Genomic DNA, 22,898 nt, shown 5'->3' with positions numbered 1-22,898 from the left:
GCCAGTCTGCGGATTATGCTTTATAATCAAGGCTGTAGGGATTATGTAGTATGGAGTGCAAAGTATATCAGATCCTGTAGTATGGAAGGATGGAGGAATAGTATGCCTGTCACAGAATTATTGTCCTTTAATGCCCGGAAATACGGGCAGGAAAAATGTCTTACGGAGATCAATATGGATCTTCAGGAGTATCATCATGTCCGCTGGATGGACTATGAACTGATTGAAAACAGCCCTGCGGGGGAATACCGGAGGGAAATGACCTGGAAGGTATTTGATGAGAAAGCGAACCGGTTTGCCAATCTCCTGCTTCAGAGAGGCATCCACAAGGAGGACAAGGCGGCGATTCTTCTGATGAACTGTCTGGAATGGCTTCCGATTTATTTTGGAATATTAAAGGCCGGAGCCGTTGCCGTGCCTTTGAATTTTCGTTATACGGCAGAGGAAATCAAATATTGTCTGGAGCGGTCCGATGCTTCGGTTTTGGTTTTTGGAAGCGAGTTTACCGATCGGATGGAAGCGATACAGGATCAGATCCCGCAGGTCCGCCTGCTGTTTTTTGCAGGGGAGGAGCGACCGCTTTTTGCCGAAAGCTATGATCGTCTGACTGCCAATTGCTGTTCGGAGGATCCCGGGATTCCCATTGCGGACGAAGAGGAAGCTGCCATCTATTTTTCATCCGGCACCACCGGTTTTCCCAAAGCGATTCTCCATACTCATGGAAATCTGCTGTCGGCTTGCTATACGGAACAAAAGCATCATGGGCAAACCCATGGGGATAACTTTTTATGCATTCCGCCACTGTATCACACCGGCGCCAAAATGCACTGGTTTGGAAGCCTGCTGACAGGGAGCAGGGCGGTATTGCTGCGCGGATTGAAACCGGAATGGATTCTGAGAACCATTTCAGAAGAAGCAGTCACGATAGTCTGGCTGCTGGTTCCCTGGGCACAGGATATTCTGGATGCCATAGAGCAGGGAGAAGTAAACCTTTCGGATTATGATCTTTCCCATTGGCGTTTGATGCATATCGGCGCGCAGCCGGTTCCTCCCAGCCTGATTCGCCGCTGGAAAAAATATTTCCCGAATCATCAGTATGATACCAATTATGGGCTGAGCGAATCCGTCGGACCCGGATGCATTCATCTCGGTGTGGAAAACATAAAAAAAGTCGGTGCCATCGGAAAACCGGGATACCGTTGGAATGCAAGGATTGTTGATGAAAATGGGGATTCCGCTGCAGACGGGGCAGTGGGGGAGCTGGAGGTGAAAGGGCCAGGCGTCATGAAATGCTATTATAAGGACCCGGAAGCAACTGCTGCGGTTCTCCGGGACGGATGGCTCCGGACAGGAGATATGGCCAGGAGGGATGAAGACGGGTTTATCTATCTGGTCGACCGCAAAAAAGATGTGATTATCAGCGGGGGAGAAAACCTGTATCCGATACAGATCGAAAATTTTCTCCGTTCCCACAGGGGAATCCGGGATGTGGCTGTCATCGGGCTGCCGGATTCCAGACTGGGGGAGATTGCTGCTGCCGTGATTGAGCGGAAGCCTTTCTGGCATGGCACGGAACGGGAGATCATGGAGTATTGCAGTTCCCTGCCCCGTTACAAACGGCCCAAAAAAATCATTTTTGACAAGGTTCCCCGTAATCCGACCGGAAAGATTGAGAAGATGCGCCTGCGGGCGAAATATGGTGCCACCTGCCTGGTGGCAGCACAGTCTGCAAGGTAGTTTTTTCTTGCTTTTTCCCCGGAGCGTGGTATTATATTTCTACGAGTGTTATGTAAAATTTGCATTCATGCCGGGGCAGGCAGGAATTTGATTGATATGGAAGGAGGGAGCCATTCATGAATATACTGGTTGCGTTGGACTCCAATTATATCCACCCGCTGAAGGTTATGCTGAAATCCCTGTTTTTGAACAATCCGGGAGAGCACTTTCGTATTTATCTGATGCAATCCGCAATACCGGAGCGGCAGTTGAAAAATCTCAGCCGCTTTGTTGTGGAAGACGGGCAGAAGCTTGAAATTGTGAAAATAGAGCAGGATTTGTTTCAGGATGCTCCTGTCATTCTGCACTATACCAGGGAAATGTATTATCGTTTGCTGGCCTATAAGATTCTGCCTGCCGATATTACCCGCATCCTGTATCTGGACCCGGATATTCTGGCTATCAATCCGGTCAGGGAGCTCTACGAAACGGATCTGGAAGGATATCTGTTTGCTGCTGCCTATCATGATGTCCTTCCCAATCGGGAGATCAATAAAATAAGGCTGAAATCCCCGGAAATGAAGGCTTACTATAATTCAGGCGTATTAATGATGAATCTGGAGCTGCAAAGAAAGGAAATCAGCGAACAGATGGTTTTTGATTTTGTGGAAAAGAATCGGGCTAAACTGATTATGCCGGACCAGGATATTATCAATGCCCTTTATGCAAGTAAAATAAAGACTCTGGATGAGAAACGCTACAATTACGATGCCAGATACTATTATTATTATAAAATAATGACAAATGGCATGTGTGACATGGATTATATCATAAGGAATACCGTTTTTTTGCATTTTTGCGGGAAAAAGAAACCGTGGAACAAGAATTACGGAGGGAAATTCCATTCCTTGTATAAACACTATGAGAAAATTGCCGACTGTCCGGCGAAATATGGGACAGGCCCTGAAAAGTTATGGAAACAGGAGAAATAGAATGTACATACAAGAGAAAAAAGTCAAAAAGCAGGCCGGATTCCTGCCTGTTGTCATGATGTTGTCCGCAGCGGTTCTTTGGAGCACCGGAGGGATGATGATCAAGCAGCTGAGCCTGAATCCCATGGTCATAGCAGGTTATCGAAGCCTGATCGCTGCAATCGTCGTGTCTTTGTTTCTTCAAAAACCGACGTTTCATTTTTCATGGAATAAGTTGTTGGGTGCGATATCCTATGCATCCATGATGATTTTCTGCGTTTCTGCAACGAAAAGGACGACAGCTGCCAGTGCCATACTGCTCCAGTATACGGCACCCATTTATATTGCTATTCTTGGTGGCCGGCTCCTGAAAGAAAAAGCGGAATCGAAGGATTGGTTCGTGATCCTGTTTGTTTTGGCGGGCATGGTTTTGCTGTTTCTGGATGACAGGAGCACCGGCAGCCTGAAGGGGAACCTGATGGGCGCTTTGAGCGGAGTGGCTATGGCAATGAATACCATATTCATGAGAAGGGAAAAGGACGCAGATCCGCTGGAAAATGTCTTCTGGGGATGTGTCCTGACCGTCCTCATCACGTTGCCTTCCATGGTCCGTTCCGTGCCAAATGAGAACAGCTGGATTGGACTAATCCTTCTGGGTATCTTTCAACTGGGCTTTTCCTATGTACTTTACGCAAGGGCAATCCGGAAGATATCCGCTTTGCAGTCCGCATTCATCTGCCTGATTGAACCATTGTTGAATCCTGTCTGGGTGTTCCTTACCGTTGGAGAATTTCCCGGAGCTCTTTCCGTCCTGGGTGGGCTGATCATACTGACCGCTGTGACCGTCGGCTGCATCAGACCGAAAAAACGGCTGGAGTCGGAAGCGTTTCAGCAACAAAACTCCTGATTGTATCTGTAATCAAGGAATGGCCCGCTTCATTGGGATGGATGCCATCCTCACAAAACAGGCTGGGATAGTTTCTTGCTTCCAGAAACGCCCGGCGGATATCGATGAGGGGGACCTGCTTTGCGGCTGCCAGTCCAACGACAGCAAGATTGTACATTTCCTGCCATCGATAGATATGTTCCACATCCCCCAGCCAATGAAGGATGTTTTCTGCATTCCGGTTCCTTGAAATCCAGGAAAAATATCGCTTTGCATCCAGGGGAGGCAGGGAAAGCATAACGGGTTGACTGCCGCTGTCGAAAACGCGCTCAATTACCTCAGAATACAAGGCCCTAAATTTTGCCAATGGGGTAAAGGGCACATGGGAACCCTTCGGATGCTCGGATATGGCAGCCCAGTCAAAATCGCAGTCGTTTCCCCCAAATTCCAATGCGGTAAATTGATAATGGGGAAGGTCTTTCCCGTGCTTTTCAACCATTTTCTTTCCTGTCTCAATGGTGCATCCGAATTTTGCATAGTTGTCCACCTTCATTTTTGTATTTTTGTTCAGAAGATTGACAAAGCTGTTTTTCAACAGAATGTACCTGCCACGTACGCTGTCCAGAATCACTCCTCTTCCTATGGAATCTCCGAACAGGCATGCGAAATCTGATTTTTTCCCACTTCCCATTTTGTGCCTCCCGTATCTCATCAAATATAGTATTGATTATTATATCTCACAATATTCAAAAAGTAAATCATAAGATCCGGCTGGATAATAACATTTGCGAAATTATATGGGAAATGATAAAGTAGTTCGTGATAAAGAGGAAGGAAGTGTTCCAGTGGAGGAACTGATACAGTTAAAAGAAAAGCTGGATGGAGAACGGCCGGTCAACTGGGCAGATTTTCCGGATATCGGCCTGTACAAGGATCAGGTTGTTTCCTACATGTACCGACAATTAATTCATTTTGAAGAGGAAGGCCGCCTTACCTCGGCAATGATCAACAACTATATCAAGGGCAGGTTGCTGCCCCGGGCGAAAGGAAAAAAGTACACCAGGGAGCATCTGGCCGGATTGACGGAGATCTGCATATTAAAGCAGATATTATCTGTCGAAAACACCGGATTCCTTCTTCATCAGGAGCTGCAGGGAGACAACCAGGAAGCTTTTTATGAAAAATTCTGCAACATTCTGGACCAGGCTCTGACAGAAACATCCACTCAGATTCATACGGATTGGGATGCCGGATCCCTGTCGGACATTGCACTGCGGCTGGCTGTTTCCAGCTATTGTCAGAAGCTGGTTTGTGAAAGGCTGCTTGAAATTATTCGAAACCGGAAGGAAGAAGACGGACCGGAAGGTTCGGGGGAAACGAATCCGAAAAGGGGAAAAAAGCAGGAGAAAGAGCAGGAAAAGAAACGGGATGACAATGAAATCAGGAAAAAGTGAGAAAAGAAAGGTCCGGGACCGGAAAAGAAATCATGTAATTGTGGCAGGAGGAGGGGCAGCCGGAATGATTGCTGCCATATCGGCAAAAAGAATGGGTGCAGAGGTAACGATCCTGGAGCGGAATGCCAGGGTGGGGAAAAAACTCCTGGCGACCGGAAATGGGCGTTGTAATTTCACCAATATAACTGCCGATGCCGACTGCTATTTGGGGAGCAATCCCAAATTTGTGCACCATGCCCTGTCCGCCTTTTCCCCGAAAGAGACCATACGATTTTTTGAGAAACTGGGAATTCAACACAAGGTGGAGGATAGGGGGAAAGTTTTTCCCATGTCTGATCAGGCTTCCAGCATGCTTGATGTTCTTTTGTATGAATTGAATGCATCGGGGGTCCGCATTCAATGCGATTCTTATGTACAGGATCTGGAAAAAAGAAAGGGCGGATTTCTGATCCGTACAAAAGATGGGAAAATCTATGAGGCGGATAAGGTAATCCTTGCAGCAGGGGGAAAAGCCATGCCTTCCAGCGGATCGGATGGAAATGGCCTGGATCTGGCGAGGAAGCTGGATCACAATGTTACGGATCTGTTTCCTGCCCTGGTCCAGCTGATGCTGGATGGGCCCTGGTTCAAGCGGCTGAACGGAGTAAAATTCGTTGGAACTGCCGGGATACTGGACAGAGGAAAATCCGTTGCCGGAGACAGGGGAGATATTCTGTTCACCAACTACGGAGTATCCGGACCGCCGATTCTTCAGATCAGCAGAAAGGCGGGGGAATTGCTGCAGCAGGGAAAGCAGCCGGTTTTAAGGATCCGCATTCTGGATCGGATGGACAAAGGAGAAATCAGGAATCTCATCGACAGGAGAATTCAGTCGGGTCCCGAAAAGACCGCTGAATTCAACTTCGTGGGACTGATCAACAAACGTTTGATTCCCGTCGTTCTTCTTGAGGCTGGTCTGGATGACAGAAACCGTCCTGCTTCCAGTCTTTCTGCCGCAGAACGGGAAAAAATTGCGGAAATCCTGACGGACTGGAGATTCCGGATCCGCGGTGCAAGAAGCTGGCCCAGTGCACAGGTTACGGCAGGAGGCGTCGATACCAGGGAGATCAACCCGGAAACCATGGAGTCCAGAAAAGTGAAGGGTTTGTATTTTGCAGGCGAGATCATGGATGTGGACGGACGGTGCGGTGGATTCAATCTTCAGTGGGCCTGGTCCTCAGGGTTTCTTGCGGGCCGGTATGCGGCGCTCTGAGACCGGGCCGGAAGGAGAAGCCTCCCGGGCGGCCTTACGCTCCCGCACCGAGACATAGGGATTCCCGTCGATATAGAACCGATAGGGGTAAAGAACGGCTTCCTCTGCATAATCAATATGGATACGCGTCGTGGTCACCATGTTGAATGCCGGTTCCCGGTCCCCTTTCAGGAGGAAAATCCGGTTTCCGCATAGATTCTCCCCGCTGTCCCGGTCTGTGATGCCCATTGCCATACAAAGCTTGCCGGGACCGTTGGTGAGGTCAAGACGATCCTTTTTGGCGCAATCCGACAGACTTTTTCCATATCGTGCCTCTGCCATTTCTTCCAGTCCCTTTACCGGCTCCAGTGCCCGGATCAGGACCGCCTGAGGGCTTTCCCTTTCCGATGCAACGACATTCATACAGGAGTACATGCCATATATCCGATAGACATATGCATAGCCGGGAGGGCCAAACATGACTTCGGTCCGCTTCGTTCTCCGGTTATTGCAGGAGTGGGCAGCCTTGTCCTCCGGCCCCATATAGGCTTCCGTCTCCACAATTTTCCCCAGGCGTTCCTGTCCGTTGATCCGATGCAGCAGATATTTTCCCAAAAGATTTTTTGCCACCTCTATGGCACCAGAACTGTAAAATTTTCTCTCCAGCTTTTCCATGAATCTTCCTCCTCCAAAGAATGATTTCAGTATCCAATACATAAAAATATTTTATAGGATTCGATGTTGGTTTTCAAGGCTTTTCATTTCCTTTAAAAGGAAAATAATGAACGCTAAAAATAACTGAGTAACGTGAAAAAATATTTGACAGACTCTGTTTTTTCGTATAAACTTAAGAAAATTCATATATGACCTCACTTCTTGCAGGTGAGGTAGAGGCGCGGTATTTATTAGTCCCCGGCGGAGCGTAAGCCGAGCAGGGAAGCCGTGGAGAAGGAAATATCGCCGAAGCTGCAATATTGGCTGACTATTGCATGCTGGGACTGCAGTTAAGAGCTGCAGGACTGCCTCAGTGAACTTCCCGGTTTACTAAGGTGTGCTATCTCATTTGGGAAAGAGGAGGGATCAAGGAAGTAATGCATTAACTGCCTGAGTTCATCTCAGGCTTTTTATTTTATGGAATAATAAAGGGGGATTGTTGAATGTATAAGAAAATATCCATTTTAGTGGTACTGTCCATGGCAGCCCTGTTCTGTATGCCGGGCTGTACGGAAAAAAATGCAGGGAGCGCCGGTACTTCGGGAGAAAATGCTGTTTTCCGGGTTGGTATGGAATGTGATTATCCTCCCTTCAACTGGACGCAGCTGGATTCGTCCGGAGGCGGCGTGAAAATTGACGGCAATGCCGAATATGCCGGAGGATATGATGTGGAGATTGCAAAAAGGATTGCAGAAGGTCTGGGCCGGAAGCTGGTAATTGTCAAAACCAAGTGGGAAGGCCTGGAGCCCGCTCTGAGTTCAGGCAAGATTGATGCCATTATTGCCGGCATGTCGCCTACGGCTGAGCGCAAGAAAAATATTGATTTCACGGACAATTATTATCACTCGGACCTGGTGATGGTGGTGAAAAAGGGAGGCCCTTATGAAAACGCAACGTCCATTCAGGATTTCAAGGGAGCAAAGATAACCGCCCAGTTGAGCACATTCCATTATTCCGTCATTGATCAAATCAAGGGGGCACAGAAGCAGACCGCCATGGAAAAATTTACAACCATGCGTGTGGCCCTGGAGTCCGGCATCGTGGACGGATATGTTTCCGAGCGTCCGGAAGGAATCAGTGCGCAATCGGCGGATCCCAACCTGAAGATGGTCGAATTCAAGGATGGGTTTGTCACATCGGAGGATGATACGGCAATCGCAGCGGGCCTTGTTAAAAACAGTCCATTGAAGAAAGAGATCGATAAGATCCTGGAGAACCTGTCCGAAGAGGAACGCAAGGAAATAATGGGTGACGCAATCAAAAATCAACCGTCTGCGGAATAAGCGGGAAAAGGAAAACACTGTTTCCTGTTGAAGGAGGTTCGCAAATAGAATGGGACAAATTATGAAAATCATTATAGAATACTGGCCGATGTATCTCCGGGGTGCCGGTGTCACACTTTATCTGTCCATTCTGGGTACCATATTTGGATTTATGATCGGGCTGCTGGCTGGAATCATACGCACCATACCTGTCCCGGAAGGCGGATGGAAGCGCATCCTTCTGAGGGCGGCCAACGCCATTCTGTCGGTTTATATCGAAATTTTCCGTGGCACCCCCATGATTGTACAGGCTATGGTGATCTATTACGGATCAGCCCAGGCAGGATTTGAAATGGACCGGATGGCTGCCGGAATTCTGATTGTTTCCATCAATACAGGCGCCTATATGGCGGAAATTATACGGGGTGGCATTGTATCCATTGACACAGGGCAGTTTGAAGCAGCTCAGGCATTGGGAATGAATCCTGTTCAGACTATGGCCAAAGTGGTGCTGCCTCAGGCGATCCGCAATATCCTGCCGGCCATCGGAAACGAGTTTGTCATTAATATCAAGGACACCTCGGTGCTGAATGTCATTTCCATATCGGAGCTTTATTTTCAGACCAGTACCGTGGCAGGCATTCATTTCAGCTTTTTTGGGCCTTTTTTTATCGCCTGTATCCTGTATTTTATTATGACATTTACGGTGACCCGAATTCTCCGGATGACTGAGAAAAGATTGGATGGGCCGAAGAATTACACCCTGGCGAATGAGGTGCGGAAAGGAAAGGAGGTGCAGTATGGAGAAGGTAATTGAAGTGCGGCACTTAAGCAAATCCTTTGGAACCCATGACGTGCTGAAGGACATTGACTTTACCATAAACAGGGGGGAAGTGGTATGTGTCATCGGTGCATCCGGTTCCGGAAAGTCCACCTTGCTGCGGTGTATCAATCTGCTGGAGAAGCCCAGCGGAGGAGAGATTCTTTATGATGGCAGAAACATCCTGGATAAACGAAATAATATCTATTCCTACCGCGCCAAACTGGGGATGGTGTTTCAGCAGTTTAACCTGTTTCATAATCTGAACGTGTTGACCAATTGTATTGTTGCCCAGCGGCAGGTATTGAAGCGGTCCCTGGAAGAGGCAAGGAAGATCGCCATGAAATACCTGAAGGTGGTGGGAATGGAACAGTATATTGATGCCAGACCCATGCAGCTCTCGGGGGGCCAGCAGCAGCGTGTTGCCATTGCCAGGGCATTGTCCATGGAACCGGATGTCCTGCTGTTTGACGAGCCAACTTCTGCCCTGGATCCGGAGATGGTCGGGGAAGTGCTGAACGTGATGAAAGGCCTGGCTGAGGCAGGGCTTACCATGCTGGTCGTAACGCATGAAATGGGGTTTGCAAAGGATGTGGCGGACCGCGTGGTATTCATGGATCAGGGAGTTATCACAGAAGAAGGAAGCCCGGAGCAAGTACTGATCCATCCACAAAAGAACCGGACCAGGGAGTTCCTGAAGCGGACACTCCAGCCATAGAAAGGCCGGAGCCGGGAATACGGCTGCAATACGAAAGTGCATTCAAAAGCAGTGAGGTTAGCGTTTGACACGACGGAAAAGATCTGTCACAATGGTAGCAGAAAGAAGGAGGCAACAACATTGAAGGCTTATGAAAGATTGATTCGGTATGCCGGCTTCGGGACGGCTTCCGACAGCAACAATCCGGCTTGTCCCAGTACTCCGGAACAGCTGGAGTTCGGCAAGGCCCTGGTGGAGGAAATGAAGAGGATTGGCATCCGGGATGCGAATATGGATGTAAACGGCTATGTCTTTGGTACCATTCCGTCCAATACAGCGGAATGGAAGGGGACGGTAATTGGCTTTATCTCCCATATGGATGTGGTAAGGGATGTGCCGTATCAGAATGTGAAACCCAGGGTGGTACGGAATTATGACGGTGCCCCGATTCTTTTGAATCAGGAAAAAGGCATTTTTCTCCGCCCGGAAGAGTTTGATTCCCTGAACCGGTATAAAGGCTGTGACCTGGTTGTCACCGATGGAACCACTTTGCTGGGCGCGGATGACAAGGCGGGGATAGCGGAAATCATGACGATGGCAGAAACGCTCTGCAATCATCCGGATATCCGGCATGGTACCATCAAAATCGGTTTTACGCCGGATGAAGAGATTGGCAGGGGAGCGGATTTATTTGATGTGAAACGATTCGGTGCCCATTTTGCCTATACTGTGGATGGCGGTGCCTTTGGCGAAGTGGAATATGAAACCTTTAATGCGGCATCTGCGGATATCCACATAACAGGCAAGAATATTCATCCGGGCACGGCCAGGGGAAGAATGAAAAACGCCATGCTCATTGCCATGGAATTCAATGCCCTGCTGCCGGAAGGGGAAGTTCCGGAGAAGACGGAGAAATACCAGGGCTTTCATCATCTGACTCATATGAAGGGTACGGTGGAAGAATCCGAACTGCATTATATCCTTCGTGATCACGATGCAGCCAAACTGGAGCGGAAAAAGGAAGAAGTCCGGGAAGCGGCGGAAAAGCTGAACAGGATTCATGGGGCCGGTACCGTTTGTGTTACGATCCGGGATGAATACCGGAATATGACGGAGCAGATCAAGCCACATCGTCATCTGATTGAAACGGCCTGCGAAGCAGTAAGGGACGCCGGGGGAGATCCGGTCAGTGAACCGGTTCGCGGAGGAACGGACGGTTCCAGGCTGTCCTTTATGGGTTTGCCATGTCCGAATCTGGGGACCGGCAGCCATAATCATCATGGAAAAATGGAATATGCCTGCGTGCAGGACATGGATCGCTGTGTTTCGACCTTGATCCGGATAACAGAAAAATACTGTGATTTCGAAAAGAATTAGGCTATCTTCAGGAAATCACTCATTGTGATGCAGAATTGAATTTCCCCGGTAAGTTCTTTTTCTTTCCGGAAGCCGGCATTTTGAAAGACACGGATGGACCGCCGGTTTGCTGTATGGATGATGGCTACCACTTTATCCGCCCTCCATTCAAAAAAAGCATGCCGGAGACCCTGAAAAACAGCAGCCGCACCAAAGCCCCGTCCCCATTTGTGCCGGTCACCGATGACAATGATCATCTCCGTCTCACTCCATCTGGGAACCAGTTTCAGGTAGCCGACTGGTTCCTGCTTTTCTGCATCGACCATAAAAAAGCTTCCATCTTGATTGAAGAGATGTGTTACGACCGGGACCGGAACTCTTTCCAGTACTTCCAGGATGCCCTCGGACACGTTCTGATATTCATTCAGAAACTGTGTGACTTCCCTGCTTTCCAGCCATTGTGCAATTTTCCTGGCATCGTCACGATACACTTCCTGCCGCAAAACAACTTCGCCGGTTTTCCGGACCGGTTCTTTTTTCTTCATGGATGAGATTCTCCTTTCCAGTTCCATTCCAATTTTAGCACAGGCATCTATTTCCGTAAAATTGCAGGATACGCTTCAGGCAAGAATAGCATGGGAATTCTATGCTTTCTTCTGTTTTGCTTGAAAATGGGCATCACGTCGTTATATAATAAAATAATGGATAAAATACAAAAATTTCAGCAGGCACTTTTGAATTGGTATGAAGGCAATGCCCGGATCCTGCCGTGGAGGGACGATCCGTCCCCTTACCGGGTATGGATTTCGGAAATTATGCTGCAGCAAACCAGAGTGGAGGCTGTCAAGCCATATTTTGAACGGTTTCTGCAGGAAGTTCCGGCAATCCTGGACCTGGCGGCTTTGCCGGAAGACCGGCTGATGAAGCTGTGGGAAGGACTGGGGTACTACAGCCGGGCAAGGAATCTGAAAAAAGCTGCCTGCATGGTAATGGGGCAATATCATGGCCGGCTGCCTTCTGACAGAAAATCCTTACAAACGCTGCCCGGCATTGGGCCGTATACTTCCGGAGCAATTGCGTCCATTGCATTCGGTGCAAAAGAGCCTGCCGTGGACGGCAACGTGCTCCGGGTTCTGGCGAGATTATCCGGGAACCGGGGGGATCTGAAGGACAAAACTGTCCGAAAGGATCTGAACGCCCTGGCAGCAAGACTTTTGTTCCGGCAAGAACCGGGAAACTTCAATCAGGCAATGATGGAGCTGGGCGCTCTTCTCTGTATTCCCAACGGAAGGCCCAAATGCGGGGAATGTCCGGTGCAGTCCTTTTGCGAGGCCTGTCATCAGGATGCTGTGGACCAGATTCCGCGGAAAACCAGAAAAGCAAAACGGAAAATGGAGAACCGCACCGTTTTTGTAATCCGCTTTCAGGACAGGATCGCTCTTCGAAAGAGGCAGGAACAGGGGTTATTGTCCGGCCTCTGGGAATTTCCCAATCGGTATGGGCATTTATCCCCGGAGGAAATCGGGAAGGTGCTGACGGAATGGGGAATCTGTCCCGAAACCATTACACCCCTGCCGGATGCGAAGCATGTCTTTTCCCATCTGGAATGGCATATGAAAGGGTATGCTGTCCGGGTAAGGGAAAGGAAGGAAACCTGCAGCTTTGTATGGGCAAGGCAGGAGGAGATCCATCATTCTTACTCCGTTCCTTCCGCCTTTCATGCCTATCTGAAAGCATTGGGAAAAGTCTGATTCAATCCATATCCTTGAATTGCCTGGCGCTTGTGTGATATCACTGCGGTACCCTTTATACGATTAACGGGGATCCGGGACGCCGGATTGCCCGGCGGGAACCGGTGACACTGTGGGAAGAGGATTTGTCTTCCTTTGTGTTATAATAAAAAGAGAGGTGATTTCATGGGAAAAATATCTGCATTTTACACGATGCCCCATCCACCGGTTATTGTGCCGGAGGTAGGAAGGGGAGAGGAATCAGCCATAAAGGAAACATCGGATGCATTGGACAGGGTCGCTGGGGAAATCAAACACACAGGTCCGGATGTGATTATTATGATAACACCTCACGGGCCGATGTTCCGGGATGCGGTTGCGTTATCCTGTGAAAGGGAGATTCGGGGAGACTTCGGCCGGTATGGAGTGCCGGAGGCCGCTTTTCGTGCGGAGATTGATGTACCCCTGACGGAGGGCATTATCCGCCAGGCGGATCGGGAGGGGATCCCGACTGTTAAAATAACCGGAAAGACTGCCGGACGCTACGATATCCCCTGCGAGCTGGACCAGGGAGTCATGGTCCCGATGAATTTTATCAATAAAAGATATACGGATTACCGCCTGGTTCATATCACCTACGGTCTTCTGCCAAAGCTGCAGCTCTATCGCTTTGGTATGTGCATTGCCAAAGCGGTGGAGGAAAGCAATGAAAACGCCGTCTTTATCGCCAGCGGGGATTTGTCCCACAGATTAAAAGAAGGCGGTCCGTATGAATACAGTCCGTATGGCGCAAAGTTTGACCGGGAGATTATTTCCCTTTTGCGGGAGGGAAATGTTCCGGGCGTTTTCCATATGGATCCGGTTACCGTGGAAGAAGCCGGAGAATGCGGCCTTCGCTCCTATTACATTCTGCTGGGTGCCATGAATGAATATGATTTCACCGGAGATCTTCTGTCCTATCAGGGAAATCTGGGAGTGGGGTATATGGTTATGGGCTTTGTGCTTCGCAGGGGAAATGGAGGAAAGAACCTGAAGCGGCTGATCCGGCAGGAAAAAGAGCGGTTGCCCGGTGCCGGGCCGTCCGATTCCGGACAGGAAGATGCTTATGTCCGACTTGCCCGGGAAAGTCTGACGCATTATGTTCTTTATGGAAAGTATATGAAGATACCTGATTATGCAACCAATGAAATGAGAAAAGACGAATGCGGCGTCTTTGTGTCCATTCATGAAAACGGAGAGCTGCGGGGTTGCATCGGCACCATTGCACCAGTTACGGACTGCATTGCACAGGAAATTATCCGGAATGCCGTGGAAGCCGGCACTTCGGATCCCCGGTTCCCGCCCGTAACGGACGGGGAGCTGAAAAAGCTGGACTTTTCCGTTGATGTCCTGGATAAACCGGAAAGGACCAACCAGGCCGGGCTGGACCCGAAAAGATATGGTGTGATTGTAAGAAGCGGATGTCGGACCGGGCTGCTGCTGCCGGATCTGGAAGGCGTGGACACCCCGGAGGAGCAGATCCGTATTGCACTTCGGAAGGCGGGTATTGCTCCCGGCAGCTCCTATACATTGGAGCGGTTTGAGGTATATCGGCATAGCGGGAGCCCATCATGATCCGGGATGCGCTGCTCTGGAAAACGGAAGGCAATCGGATCCGATGCTGTCTGTGTCCGCATCATTGCCGGATCGGAAGCGGGGAATATGGATTGTGTTCCGTTCGGATCAATCAGAAAGGCAAACTAAAAACAATAAATTATGGGGAAGTCACATCCATGGCGATGGACCCCGTTGAAAAGAAACCATTGTATCATTTTATGCCGGGAAAGCGGATCCTGTCGGTGGGGAGCTTTGGCTGCAATTTTACCTGTGAATTTTGCCAGAATGCTTCCATTGCCCAGTCCAGAGGGCACAGCGAGTACCTTTCTCCGGAACGGCTGGTGGCATACAGTATGATTCCGACAGACAATATCGGTATCGCTTTCACCTATAACGAACCGACTGTCTGGTTTGAATATGTTTACGATACGATAAGGAAGCTGAAGGAATCCCATCCGGACCGGAAAGCCGTCCTGGTGACCAATGGGTATATGGAACCGGAAGCTCTTGTGAAACTTTTGCCTTATGTGGATGCCATGAATATTGATCTGAAATCCTTCTGCGATGAGTATTACCGGAAAGTATGCGGGGGAGACGTCGGATCGGTTCAGCGAACCATAGAGGAAGCCTGTGGAAAATGTCATGTGGAAATCACCGTATTGCTGGTGACCGGGCTCAATGATTCCGCAGGGGAAGTGGAAAAGACTGCTGCCTGGCTGGCCGCTCTGGATCGGAATATTCCGCTGCATTTGTCCCGGTATTTTCCGGCTAACCGGATGACCCGCCCGCCAACGGAGGAAAGCGTCATGATCCAGGCAAAGAGGACGGCAAAAAAGCACCTGAACTATGTTTATCTTGGGAATATGGAGGATCCGGACAGCTCGACCCGCTGTCCCCAATGCGGCAGGCTGCTGATCGAAAGACAGGGATACCGGGCAGGAGTGCGGATGGACCAGCCGGTCTGCCCGGGCTGCGGTGCTCCTGTTTCCGTGGTGTTGTGACTATCCGCATCCAACTCATCAGTAATTGTTGTGATTTGGTTGTGGAGCCCTGCTTCCATGGCGCTGTTGGATGGCGGTGTCTTTTGTATTTTGGATGAGTCAAGAAAATGGTTTATTAACAGTTTGTTTACATTCTGCTAATAAGGAGTTCATAATTCCTTTCTAGAATATTGTTTGTAGGTCAAAGGAAAAAGTCTTTTTTTCATTTGCCTCCTTAAAATATTTCCCCTATGTACGAGCCTTGGCCATTATGGCCAAGGCCTTACTTTTTTATAACCCTGCTTTTCGACATTTCAGGACAGAGAATGAAAAATGTACTTTCTGACAAAGGACTGGATAAGAATTCAAAAAGGTTGACAAGCAGCCAAAAAAGAATGATATAATGGACATGAACTCATTCTGGGAGGTTAAAACAGCATGCATGCAACCAAAGTAGCAAAAGACACTTATCAGCTTTCAGTCAATATGGAAAACATTTTATTTGAAGGTATCTGGGAAATTCCAAACGGAGTTTCCATGAACTCATATATCATAAAAGGACAAAAGACGGCGATTGTGGACGGAGTCTGCGGATGGGACGGCGTTCCCCGGCATCTGTATGATCTGTTGGATGAACTGGATGTGGACCCCCGGTCCATTGATTACCTGATCATCAACCATATGGAGCCGGATCATACCGGATGGATTGAGGATTTTCAGAAGATCCGGCCGGATTTCAAAGTGATATGCAGCAAAAAGGCAGCAGGAGTGCTGGAGCATTTTTACGGGCATACGGAATCGGTGACCTGCGTCGGAGATGACAGTACTCTTGATCTGGGTGGCGGTCATGTTCTTCAGTTCCGGGAGATTCCCAACGTGCATTGGCCGGAAACCATGGCCACTTTTGATACCCTGACCGGTACCTTGTTTCCCTGCGACGCCTTTGGATCCTTTGGAACAGTTGGAGAATCCAATTATGATGATATGCTCAGCGAAGAGAAACTGGCATTTTATGAAAAGGAAGCTCTTCGGTATTATTCCAATATCGTTGCAGCATTTTCCGGATCGGTACAAAAGGCAATTGAAAAGTGTACACCACTTCCCATAAAGATTATTGCACCGGGTCACGGCATTGTCTGGAGGAAAGATCCATCCAGAATAATCCGGGACTATGCCCGGTATGCATCCTGGCAAAAGGGACCGGCCAAAGAGGAAATTACGATCCTCTGGGGTTCCATGTACGGCATGACGGAGAAAGCGGTTCATCGGGCTGTGAAAGCGCTGGAGGAGGAAAACATTTCTTATCATATCCACCGTGTACCAGATACATCATGGGGAACCATACTGACATCCGTCTGGACCTCTGCCGGGATTGTACTGGCCATGCCGACTTATGAATATAAGATGTTTCCGCCGATGGCAGCCATTCTGGATGAAATGGGAAAGAAAAAAGTACAGAATCGGAAAGCATTCCGCATGGGATCCTATGGCTGGTCGGGAGGAGCTCAGAGAGAGCTGGATGAAATCGTGTCAAAAAATCATATGAACTGGGACTTTCTGGAGCCTGTGGAGTTTCGGGGAAATGCATCGGAGGAGGAGCTGAAACAAATTGAAAACCGGGTCCATGAGCTTGCAAGGGAAGTCCGGGCTCAGGTTTGAAAGGTAAAAAATAGAAAAACCCAAAATAAAAACAATCGGAGGCTGGACAGATGGGACAAAAAACGGCTGTATTTATGACGCATGGCGGTAAAGAAGCCATCAACAGGGCTTATGACAAGGAAACCAGGAATACCCTGAAAGAGCGCCTTTCTTTCCTGAAAGGCGTATATGACAGGGATCAGCTGAAAACACGCAGGGCCGATTTACGGAAAGTGGATTATATCTTTTCGACATGGGGAATGTTTCCGCTGGAGGAGGATCAGATACGCGACTGTTTTCCCGGGCTGAAGGCCGTTTTTTATGCAGCAGGCTCTGTTCAGGGCTTTGCAAAGCCTTATCTGGCCTGTGGAGTGCATGTTTTCAGCGCATTTGCCGCCAATGCGGTTCCGGTGGCGGAGTATGTCACTGCACAGATTTTGCTTGCAGGGAAGGGGTTTTACCTGGCGCAGAGATTGTATCGGACAAAGGGTTATCCGGCAGCCAGAGAGTACATGCGGAAGATGCCCGGAAACTATGGGGGAAAGGTTGGAATTATCGGAGTGGGGACGATAGGAAAGCTGGTCATTTCCCATCTGAAAAATTATAAATATCATATTCTGGTATTCGATCCCTTTCTTCCGCAGGAGGAAGCAGACCGGCTGGGTGTGGAGAAGTGCGATCTGAATACGATTTTTGAAGAATGCCTGGTGATTTCCAACCATCTCGCCAACAATGAACAGACCAGGGGAATGATGACCTATGAACAGTTCAGCCGTATGCGGCCCAATGCGGTCTTTCTCAATACCGGACGGGGAGCGCAGCTGGTGGAGGGCGATCTGGCCCGTGCCCTGTCCGAAGTTCCTACCCGCACAGCTGTTCTGGATGTTACCTATCCGGAGCCGGTAAAGCCGGGTCATCCTTTCCTCACTCTGGAAAATGTTTTTCTGACGCCGCATATTGCAGGCAGCATAGGAGAAGAAGTCTCCCGCATGGGGCAGTATATGGCAGAGGAATATGAAGCATTTACATCCGGAGCCCCCTGCCGGTATGAGATAACGGAAGAAATGCTGAAGACGATGGCATAATGAAACAATAGGTTCATCTTAAGATTCATCTTACGGATGAAATTCTCACCCGATTCCGCTCAGGTCAAACTCCGGCGTATATTCTTCCTTTGCTGAGGAACGTTCCTGAACATATCCATTTTCCAACCCGATTTCAAAGAAGTAGTCGAGGATTTCTTCGTACTCCCGTTTTGTGATTCGCCGATTCAGTTCCCTGCAGGATTTTGCACGGAAAAGGGGAGTGTATTGTGCCATCAGGCTGACCGGTACTTCAACAGGAAGCTTTTCCCTGATCCATCGCAGGACCTTTTTCGAGTCTTCCTGCAGTCCCGGCAGCAGCAGATGACGGATGATCATTCCCTTTTGGATCATCCCGTTTGCGTCATAGGAAGGATTTCCTGTCTGCCGGTACATTTCCAGAATGGCACGGGTTGCATGGTAAAAATAATCCGGCGCATTGGAGTACCTAAGGGAATATTTATTGTCTGCATATTTCAGATCCGGAAGGTAAACATCGACCAGCCCGTCAAGCAGCCTTAACGCTTCTATGCATTCATAGGCATTGGAATTATAGACGACGGGAAGGGTGAGTCCATTTGCCCTGGCGAAACGAATGGCTTCTGCCGTCTGCGGAATATACTGGGTGGCAGAAACCAGATTGATATTGTTCGCTCCCTGTTCCTGCAGATGCACAAAAATCCTTCCCAGATCCGTGATGGTTATGTCTTTTCCGAAGCCTTCCTGGCTGATTTTATAATTCTGACAGAAAAGGCATGAGAGATTGCATCGGGAAAAGAATACCGCTCCGGAGCCCCTGCTGCCGCTGATGCAGGGCTCTTCCCAGTAATGCAGGGCAGCCCGGGCAGCTCTGGGCTGTAAGCCGGCACCGCAATATCCTTTTTTCCCGTTTTCTCTGTCTGCACCACATCTGCGGGGGCACAGCATACATTTTTTCAGATAACTTTCCATTTGATACATATTCTTATCACCCAAATCAGTATAACACGCGCATGCATTTCTTTCAAAATCCTTCTTTACTTTAGTAAGTTAATGTGGTATTATATTGAATCAATAAACAGGAAGAGCAAAAATATGTGGAATTGGGGGATTATCACATGAATTCAATTGGACGAAAACAGGCTGTATGGATTCTGACAGTATGGCTGATTCTTCTTCTGGGGGGATGCGCTTCCAAAAAAGCGGAGACGGTTGTTCCAGGCAAATTTACTGTAGGATTTGACCAGGAATTTCCACCCATGGGCTTTATGGGAGAGGACGGTGAGTTTACCGGATTTGACCTGGACCTGGCAGCGGAAGTCGCCCGCCGCCTTGATCTGGAACTTCAGCTGCAGCCGATTAAATGGGATTCCAAGGACATGGAGCTTTCCGCCGGAAATATTGACTGCATCTGGAACGGTTTTACCATCAATGGCCTGGAAAATAAGTATACATGGACGGACCCTTATATGTCCAATCAGCAGGTGTTTCTGGTAAATTCCGATTCCGGGATCGAATCCCTGGCGGATCTTGAGGGGAAAACAGTGGCAGTACAGGTGGATTCCAGTGCGGAAACCGCATTGAAAGACAATCCGGAACTGACGGATTCCTTTCAGGATGTCATTACGGCTTCCGATTACAACAGCGCTCTGATGGATCTGAAGGCCGGAGGTGTGGATGCCGTCGCCATGGACGAAATTGTGGCAGATTACCGGATGAAAAAAGAAAAGAATCAGTTTACTGTTTTGAAGGAAAAGCTGACAAAGGAGGAGTATGGTGTCGGATTCCGGCTGGGCAATACAGCATTGCGGGACAAGGTACAGAACGCCTTGGAAGATATGGCGAAAGACGGTTCCATGAAAACGATATCGAAGAAATGGTTTGGCAAGGATATTACGGTCATAGAAAAATAGGGAACAGAATATGAGACAGAAGAATTCGTTGAAAAAGGATGGGTGTAATCTGAAATGGGATGGACCATGATTTTAACAAAATTGGGGGAAGGGATGCTGGTGTCCATTGAGATTTTTGCATGGACGCTTGTATCTTCCCTGCCGCTTGGGCTGCTTGTTGCTTTCGGACGTATGTCCAGGAACGTTTTTTTGCGTGGCTTTGTCAAGTTTTATATTTCCGTTATGCGCGGCACTCCGCTGATGCTTCAGTTAATGGTTTTTTACTATGGCCCATTTCTGCTCTTTCATGTGAGCTTGCCGGGAGGGTATCGGTTCATCGCGGTTCTGATTGGCTTCATATTCAATTATGCGGCATACTTTGCGGAAATTGATCGAAGCGGGATGGAATCCATACCGGCGGGACAATACGAAGCGGCGGCCATTTTGGGCTACAGCAAAGCCCAGGCATTTCGAAAAATTATTCTGCCTCAGATGATCCGGCGGACGTTGCCTGCAGTGACCAACGAAATGATTACCCTGGTAAAGGATACTTCCCTGGCGCAGGTTATATCCGTATCGGAGATGTTTCTTGCCGCCAGCGCCATCGCAGCGAAAGAAGCATCCATCCTGCCCCTTTTTGCAGCGGGAATTTTTTACTACCTGTTTAATTATCTTGTTGCCCTGTCCATGGAATGGGCAGAACGGAAACTGAGTTATTACCGGTAAGACAGCGGGACAGACGGATCAGGTCGAATGTCGAATAAGGAAGCGGAATGGAACAGATGGATCGAATCAAAACATGATGAGGGGGTCAAAGAAAAAATGATGGTGATGGAAATTCAGCATATGCAGAAAAGTTTTGGGAATCGGAAAGTGATCCGCGATCTTTCCTTGAAAGTGGAGGAAGGACAGATAACGGCCGTAATCGGCCCTTCCGGGTCCGGTAAATCCACTTTGCTGAGATGCGCAACCCTGCTGGATCCCATGGATTCCGGAGAACTGCTTTATCTTGGTCAGCATGCGGCTGTGACGGATGCAGATGGGAAAGTGGTTTATGCGCGTAGGAAAAAGATGAAGGAAATACGCAGCTTTTTTGGGCTGGTGTTTCAAAGTTTCAATCTTTTCCCTCATTATTCTGTCATCCGGAACATTGTCGATGCACCCATGACGGTACAGAAAAAGAGCAGGGAGGAAGCTTATGAAACAGGCAGAAAACTTTTATCCCGGATGGGCCTGTCGGACAGGGAAGATTCTTATCCCTATCAGCTGTCAGGTGGTCAGCAGCAGCGGGTATCCATTGCCAGGGCTCTGGCTTTGAATCCCAAGATCCTGTTATTTGATGAACCGACATCTGCATTGGATCCGGAACTGACGGGAGAGATACTGGAAATTATCCGGGATCTGGCGGCAGAACATCGCACCATGGTTCTGGTTACCCATGAAATAGAGTTTGCCGGAGATGTGGCGGATCAGATTGTTTTTATGGACGATGGAGTCATTGTGGAACAGGAGAGACCCAATGAGATCCTGAATCATCCAAGGCAGGAGCGGACCAAAACTTTTCTGAACAGCCTGAAAAGGCGCCGGGAAAGGCACTTTTGCTATTGACAGCGTGTATTGATATATAGTAATATTAAATTTAATAATTTTTCGGGGCGAAGGAGTATACATTATGAAAAAGGCAATCACTTTCCTGGCTGTTGCGATCCTCGCGATGACAATTTTTGGAAGCTGCTCTCAAACCACATCAAAGGATTCCAATACCATTCGGATCGGTTTGAATTACGAGCTTTCCGGCGCAGCTGCGACCTATGGACAGAGCTCCGTGGAAGGAATTGAGCTGGCTATTGAGGAAATCAACAAAGCCGGTGGTTTGAACGGGAAAAAGATTCAGACCATAAAATATGACAACAAATCAGAGGAAGCAGAAGCTACGACTCTGTCAACCCGGCTGATGACGCAGGATAAGGTACTTGCCGTTCTTGGCCCTGCCACGTCCGGAGCCTTCAAGGCCACAATACCGGTGTCGGAGCAGAACAAAATTCCCGTACTGTCGGGATCCGCCACAGCGGATGATGTGACGGTGGATAAAAGAGGGGTAAAGGAATACGCTTTCCGTATTTGCTTCATGGATTCTGCCCAGGGAAAAGCCATGGCCAGATATGCCACTGAGAATCTCGGCAAACAAAAAGCCGTTATTATCCGGGACAGCTCCAATGATTATGCCAAAGGTCTGGCAGAGAGCTTCGCCAAAACATTCAAGGGAGCCGGCGGTACCATCGTCAAACAGGAGGCCTACGTAAAGGGGGATACGGATTTCAACGCCATCCTGACCAGTGTCCGGAATCAGGACTTTGATGTGATCTTTATTCCTGGATATTATGAGGAAGCCGGGCTGATTATCAAGCAGGCAAGGGCTCAGGGAATCGATGTTCCCATTTTGGGCGCGGATGGGTTTGATTCCCCGAAACTTGCGGAATTGGCTGGTGCAGATGCCCTTTCCAATGTCTATTTTTCCAATCATTACTCTTCCCTGGACGATAATCCCACCGTTCAGGAGTTTCTCAGGGCTTTTCAGGCAAAATACAAAAAAGAGCCCGATGCTTTCAACGCATTGGGGTATGATCTTGCCAAACTCACGGAGCAGGCCATCGGTCATGCAGAAAAGCAGGACGGAGAATCCATCAAGTCTGCTCTGGCAGAGACCAAAAATTTTGAAGGAGTTACCGGAAATATTCGTGTAGATAAAAATCACAATGCTGTAAAGGACACGGTTGTCATCAAACTGGAAAACGGAAAGCAGGTTTCCAGCGAGAGAATCCGTCCGGAAGAATGATGCCGGCAGAATATCGGAAATGACCGGAAAATTGTACGTCTGTATACTTTGTTCAAAT

Annotated in this window: 22 protein-coding genes and 1 riboswitch; of the genes, 18 read left to right on the top strand and 4 right to left on the bottom strand. The window is 48.7% G+C overall.

Annotation, left to right across the window (positions count from 1 at the left end; translation table 11 throughout):
* Window positions 1-102: 102 nt before the first annotated feature.
* From QBE55_12010 to QBE55_12000, 3 genes are all read left to right on the top strand, one after another.
* The gene (locus QBE55_12010) at window positions 103-1,737 is read left to right on the top strand and encodes a class I adenylate-forming enzyme family protein (protein ID WZL78233.1); all 1,635 of its coding nucleotides are present in this window, start codon (window positions 103-105) and stop codon (window positions 1,735-1,737) included.
* Window positions 1,738-1,853: 116 nt separating this feature from the next.
* Window positions 1,854-2,708, top strand: a complete 855-nt coding sequence (locus QBE55_12005; protein ID WZL78232.1) for a glycosyltransferase family 8 protein — start codon at window positions 1,854-1,856, stop codon at window positions 2,706-2,708.
* 1 nt (window position 2,709) lies between these two features.
* Complete coding sequence (locus QBE55_12000) at window positions 2,710-3,594, top strand: DMT family transporter (GenBank protein WZL78231.1); 885 nt, start codon at window positions 2,710-2,712, stop codon at window positions 3,592-3,594.
* Here QBE55_12000 and QBE55_11995 read toward each other — a convergent pair.
* Window positions 3,542-4,264 (bottom strand): SGNH/GDSL hydrolase family protein, encoded by a 723-nt coding sequence (locus QBE55_11995; protein ID WZL78230.1) that lies wholly within the window; start codon window positions 4,262-4,264, stop codon window positions 3,542-3,544. The two genes, QBE55_12000 and QBE55_11995, sit on opposite strands and share 53 nt — an antisense overlap.
* Before the next feature lie 154 nt (window positions 4,265-4,418).
* Between QBE55_11995 and QBE55_11990 the strand changes: the two genes are divergently transcribed.
* Window positions 4,419-5,027 carry a DUF1836 domain-containing protein gene (locus QBE55_11990; protein ID WZL78229.1) on the top strand — a complete coding sequence of 203 codons (609 nt, stop codon included), beginning with the start codon at window positions 4,419-4,421 and terminating at the stop codon, window positions 5,025-5,027.
* Complete coding sequence (locus QBE55_11985; protein WZL78228.1) at window positions 5,002-6,279, top strand: NAD(P)/FAD-dependent oxidoreductase; 1,278 nt, start codon at window positions 5,002-5,004, stop codon at window positions 6,277-6,279. Before QBE55_11990 ends, QBE55_11985 begins: the two co-directional genes overlap by 26 nt.
* On the opposite strand, the gene QBE55_11980 is transcribed toward QBE55_11985, so the two are convergent.
* Window positions 6,244-6,933, bottom strand: coding sequence for a DNA-3-methyladenine glycosylase (locus tag QBE55_11980; protein WZL78227.1), 690 nt, complete (start codon window positions 6,931-6,933; stop codon window positions 6,244-6,246). The two genes, QBE55_11985 and QBE55_11980, sit on opposite strands and share 36 nt — an antisense overlap.
* A 205-nt stretch (window positions 6,934-7,138) precedes the next feature.
* Window positions 7,139-7,323, top strand: a riboswitch (Lysine riboswitch).
* A 92-nt stretch (window positions 7,324-7,415) separates the two neighbouring features.
* Here QBE55_11980 and QBE55_11975 point away from each other — a divergent pair.
* The 4 genes from QBE55_11975 to pepT all read left to right on the top strand — a co-directional run bounded on the left by QBE55_11975 (window position 7,416) and on the right by pepT (window position 11,128).
* Entirely contained in the window at window positions 7,416-8,255 is an 840-nt protein-coding gene (locus QBE55_11975) for a transporter substrate-binding domain-containing protein (protein ID WZL78226.1), read from the top strand.
* Between the two features lie 49 nt (window positions 8,256-8,304).
* Window positions 8,305-9,051 (top strand): amino acid ABC transporter permease, encoded by a 747-nt coding sequence (locus QBE55_11970; protein ID WZL78225.1) that lies wholly within the window; start codon window positions 8,305-8,307, stop codon window positions 9,049-9,051.
* Window positions 9,035-9,772, top strand: coding sequence for an amino acid ABC transporter ATP-binding protein (locus tag QBE55_11965; GenBank protein ID WZL78224.1), 738 nt, complete (start codon window positions 9,035-9,037; stop codon window positions 9,770-9,772). The genes QBE55_11970 and QBE55_11965 overlap by 17 nt, the downstream gene beginning before the upstream one ends.
* 120 nt (window positions 9,773-9,892) lie before the next feature.
* Window positions 9,893-11,128, top strand: a complete 1,236-nt coding sequence (gene pepT, locus QBE55_11960; protein ID WZL78223.1) for a peptidase T — start codon at window positions 9,893-9,895, stop codon at window positions 11,126-11,128.
* Here pepT and QBE55_11955 read toward each other — a convergent pair.
* Window positions 11,125-11,652 (bottom strand): GNAT family protein, encoded by a 528-nt coding sequence (locus QBE55_11955; GenBank protein WZL78222.1) that lies wholly within the window; start codon window positions 11,650-11,652, stop codon window positions 11,125-11,127. The two genes, pepT and QBE55_11955, sit on opposite strands and share 4 nt — an antisense overlap.
* Window positions 11,653-11,841: 189 nt before the next feature.
* On the opposite strand from QBE55_11955, the gene mutY reads away from it, so the two are divergent.
* The 5 genes from mutY to QBE55_11930 all read left to right on the top strand — a co-directional run bounded on the left by mutY (window position 11,842) and on the right by QBE55_11930 (window position 18,136).
* The gene (gene mutY, locus QBE55_11950) at window positions 11,842-12,858 is read left to right on the top strand and encodes an A/G-specific adenine glycosylase (GenBank protein WZL78221.1); all 1,017 of its coding nucleotides are present in this window, start codon (window positions 11,842-11,844) and stop codon (window positions 12,856-12,858) included.
* 165 nt (window positions 12,859-13,023) lie between these two features.
* A complete protein-coding gene (gene amrA, locus QBE55_11945) occupies window positions 13,024-14,451 on the top strand; it encodes an AmmeMemoRadiSam system protein A (GenBank protein ID WZL78220.1) in 1,428 nt (475 codons plus the stop codon).
* Window positions 14,448-15,434, top strand: a complete 987-nt coding sequence (amrS, locus tag QBE55_11940) for an AmmeMemoRadiSam system radical SAM enzyme (GenBank protein WZL78219.1) — start codon at window positions 14,448-14,450, stop codon at window positions 15,432-15,434. Before amrA ends, amrS begins: the two co-directional genes overlap by 4 nt.
* Before the next feature lie 417 nt (window positions 15,435-15,851).
* The gene (locus QBE55_11935; GenBank protein ID WZL78218.1) at window positions 15,852-17,072 is read left to right on the top strand and encodes an FprA family A-type flavoprotein; all 1,221 of its coding nucleotides are present in this window, start codon (window positions 15,852-15,854) and stop codon (window positions 17,070-17,072) included.
* A 50-nt stretch (window positions 17,073-17,122) separates the two neighbouring features.
* Window positions 17,123-18,136, top strand: a complete 1,014-nt coding sequence (locus QBE55_11930) for an NAD(P)-dependent oxidoreductase (GenBank protein WZL78217.1) — start codon at window positions 17,123-17,125, stop codon at window positions 18,134-18,136.
* Between the two features lie 45 nt (window positions 18,137-18,181).
* On the opposite strand, the gene QBE55_11925 is transcribed toward QBE55_11930, so the two are convergent.
* Window positions 18,182-19,093, bottom strand: coding sequence for a radical SAM protein (locus tag QBE55_11925; GenBank protein ID WZL78216.1), 912 nt, complete (start codon window positions 19,091-19,093; stop codon window positions 18,182-18,184).
* Between the two features lie 137 nt (window positions 19,094-19,230).
* Here QBE55_11925 and QBE55_11920 point away from each other — a divergent pair, with 137 nt between their 5' ends.
* The 4 genes from QBE55_11920 to QBE55_11905 all read left to right on the top strand — a co-directional run bounded on the left by QBE55_11920 (window position 19,231) and on the right by QBE55_11905 (window position 22,840).
* Window positions 19,231-20,025, top strand: coding sequence for an amino acid ABC transporter substrate-binding protein (locus QBE55_11920; GenBank protein WZL78215.1), 795 nt, complete (start codon window positions 19,231-19,233; stop codon window positions 20,023-20,025).
* A 54-nt stretch (window positions 20,026-20,079) separates the two neighbouring features.
* On the top strand, window positions 20,080-20,730 hold the full coding sequence (locus QBE55_11915) for an amino acid ABC transporter permease (protein WZL78214.1): 651 nt from the start codon (window positions 20,080-20,082) through the stop codon (window positions 20,728-20,730).
* A gap of 96 nt (window positions 20,731-20,826) precedes the next feature.
* Window positions 20,827-21,612, top strand: a complete 786-nt coding sequence (locus QBE55_11910; protein ID WZL78213.1) for an amino acid ABC transporter ATP-binding protein — start codon at window positions 20,827-20,829, stop codon at window positions 21,610-21,612.
* 64 nt (window positions 21,613-21,676) lie between these two features.
* Window positions 21,677-22,840, top strand: coding sequence for an ABC transporter substrate-binding protein (locus QBE55_11905; protein WZL78212.1), 1,164 nt, complete (start codon window positions 21,677-21,679; stop codon window positions 22,838-22,840).
* Window positions 22,841-22,898: the final 58 nt, after the last annotated feature.

Source organism: Eubacteriales bacterium mix99, from assembly GCA_038396605.1.
Classification (GTDB): domain Bacteria; phylum Bacillota; class Clostridia; order Caldicoprobacterales; family DTU083; genus UBA4874.
This window is presented reverse-complemented; position numbering and strand designations above follow the sequence as displayed.

Bases quoted from the DNA above. Each gene is read 5' to 3' on its own strand.
- QBE55_11925 (WZL78216.1), bottom strand. From the start codon at position 19,093: ATGTATCAAATGGAAAGTTATCTGAAAAAATGTATGCTGTGCCCCCGC.
- QBE55_11930 (WZL78217.1), top strand. From the start codon at position 17,123: ATGGGACAAAAAACGGCTGTATTTATGACGCATGGCGGTAAAGAAGCC.
- QBE55_11985 (WZL78228.1), top strand. From the start codon at position 5,002: ATGACAATGAAATCAGGAAAAAGTGAGAAAAGAAAGGTCCGGGACCGG.
- QBE55_11920 (WZL78215.1), top strand. From the start codon at position 19,231: ATGAATTCAATTGGACGAAAACAGGCTGTATGGATTCTGACAGTATGG.
- QBE55_12005 (WZL78232.1), top strand. From the start codon at position 1,854: ATGAATATACTGGTTGCGTTGGACTCCAATTATATCCACCCGCTGAAG.
- QBE55_11975 (WZL78226.1), top strand. From the start codon at position 7,416: ATGTATAAGAAAATATCCATTTTAGTGGTACTGTCCATGGCAGCCCTG.
- amrA (WZL78220.1), top strand. From the start codon at position 13,024: ATGGGAAAAATATCTGCATTTTACACGATGCCCCATCCACCGGTTATT.
- QBE55_11935 (WZL78218.1), top strand. From the start codon at position 15,852: ATGCATGCAACCAAAGTAGCAAAAGACACTTATCAGCTTTCAGTCAAT.
- QBE55_11995 (WZL78230.1), bottom strand. From the start codon at position 4,264: ATGGGAAGTGGGAAAAAATCAGATTTCGCATGCCTGTTCGGAGATTCC.
- QBE55_11905 (WZL78212.1), top strand. From the start codon at position 21,677: ATGAAAAAGGCAATCACTTTCCTGGCTGTTGCGATCCTCGCGATGACA.
- QBE55_11965 (WZL78224.1), top strand. From the start codon at position 9,035: ATGGAGAAGGTAATTGAAGTGCGGCACTTAAGCAAATCCTTTGGAACC.
- QBE55_11980 (WZL78227.1), bottom strand. From the start codon at position 6,933: ATGGAAAAGCTGGAGAGAAAATTTTACAGTTCTGGTGCCATAGAGGTG.
- QBE55_11915 (WZL78214.1), top strand. From the start codon at position 20,080: ATGGGATGGACCATGATTTTAACAAAATTGGGGGAAGGGATGCTGGTG.
- QBE55_12010 (WZL78233.1), top strand. From the start codon at position 103: ATGCCTGTCACAGAATTATTGTCCTTTAATGCCCGGAAATACGGGCAG.
- amrS (WZL78219.1), top strand. From the start codon at position 14,448: ATGATCCGGGATGCGCTGCTCTGGAAAACGGAAGGCAATCGGATCCGA.
- QBE55_11970 (WZL78225.1), top strand. From the start codon at position 8,305: ATGGGACAAATTATGAAAATCATTATAGAATACTGGCCGATGTATCTC.
- QBE55_11910 (WZL78213.1), top strand. From the start codon at position 20,827: ATGATGGTGATGGAAATTCAGCATATGCAGAAAAGTTTTGGGAATCGG.
- QBE55_11955 (WZL78222.1), bottom strand. From the start codon at position 11,652: ATGAAGAAAAAAGAACCGGTCCGGAAAACCGGCGAAGTTGTTTTGCGG.
- QBE55_12000 (WZL78231.1), top strand. From the start codon at position 2,710: ATGTACATACAAGAGAAAAAAGTCAAAAAGCAGGCCGGATTCCTGCCT.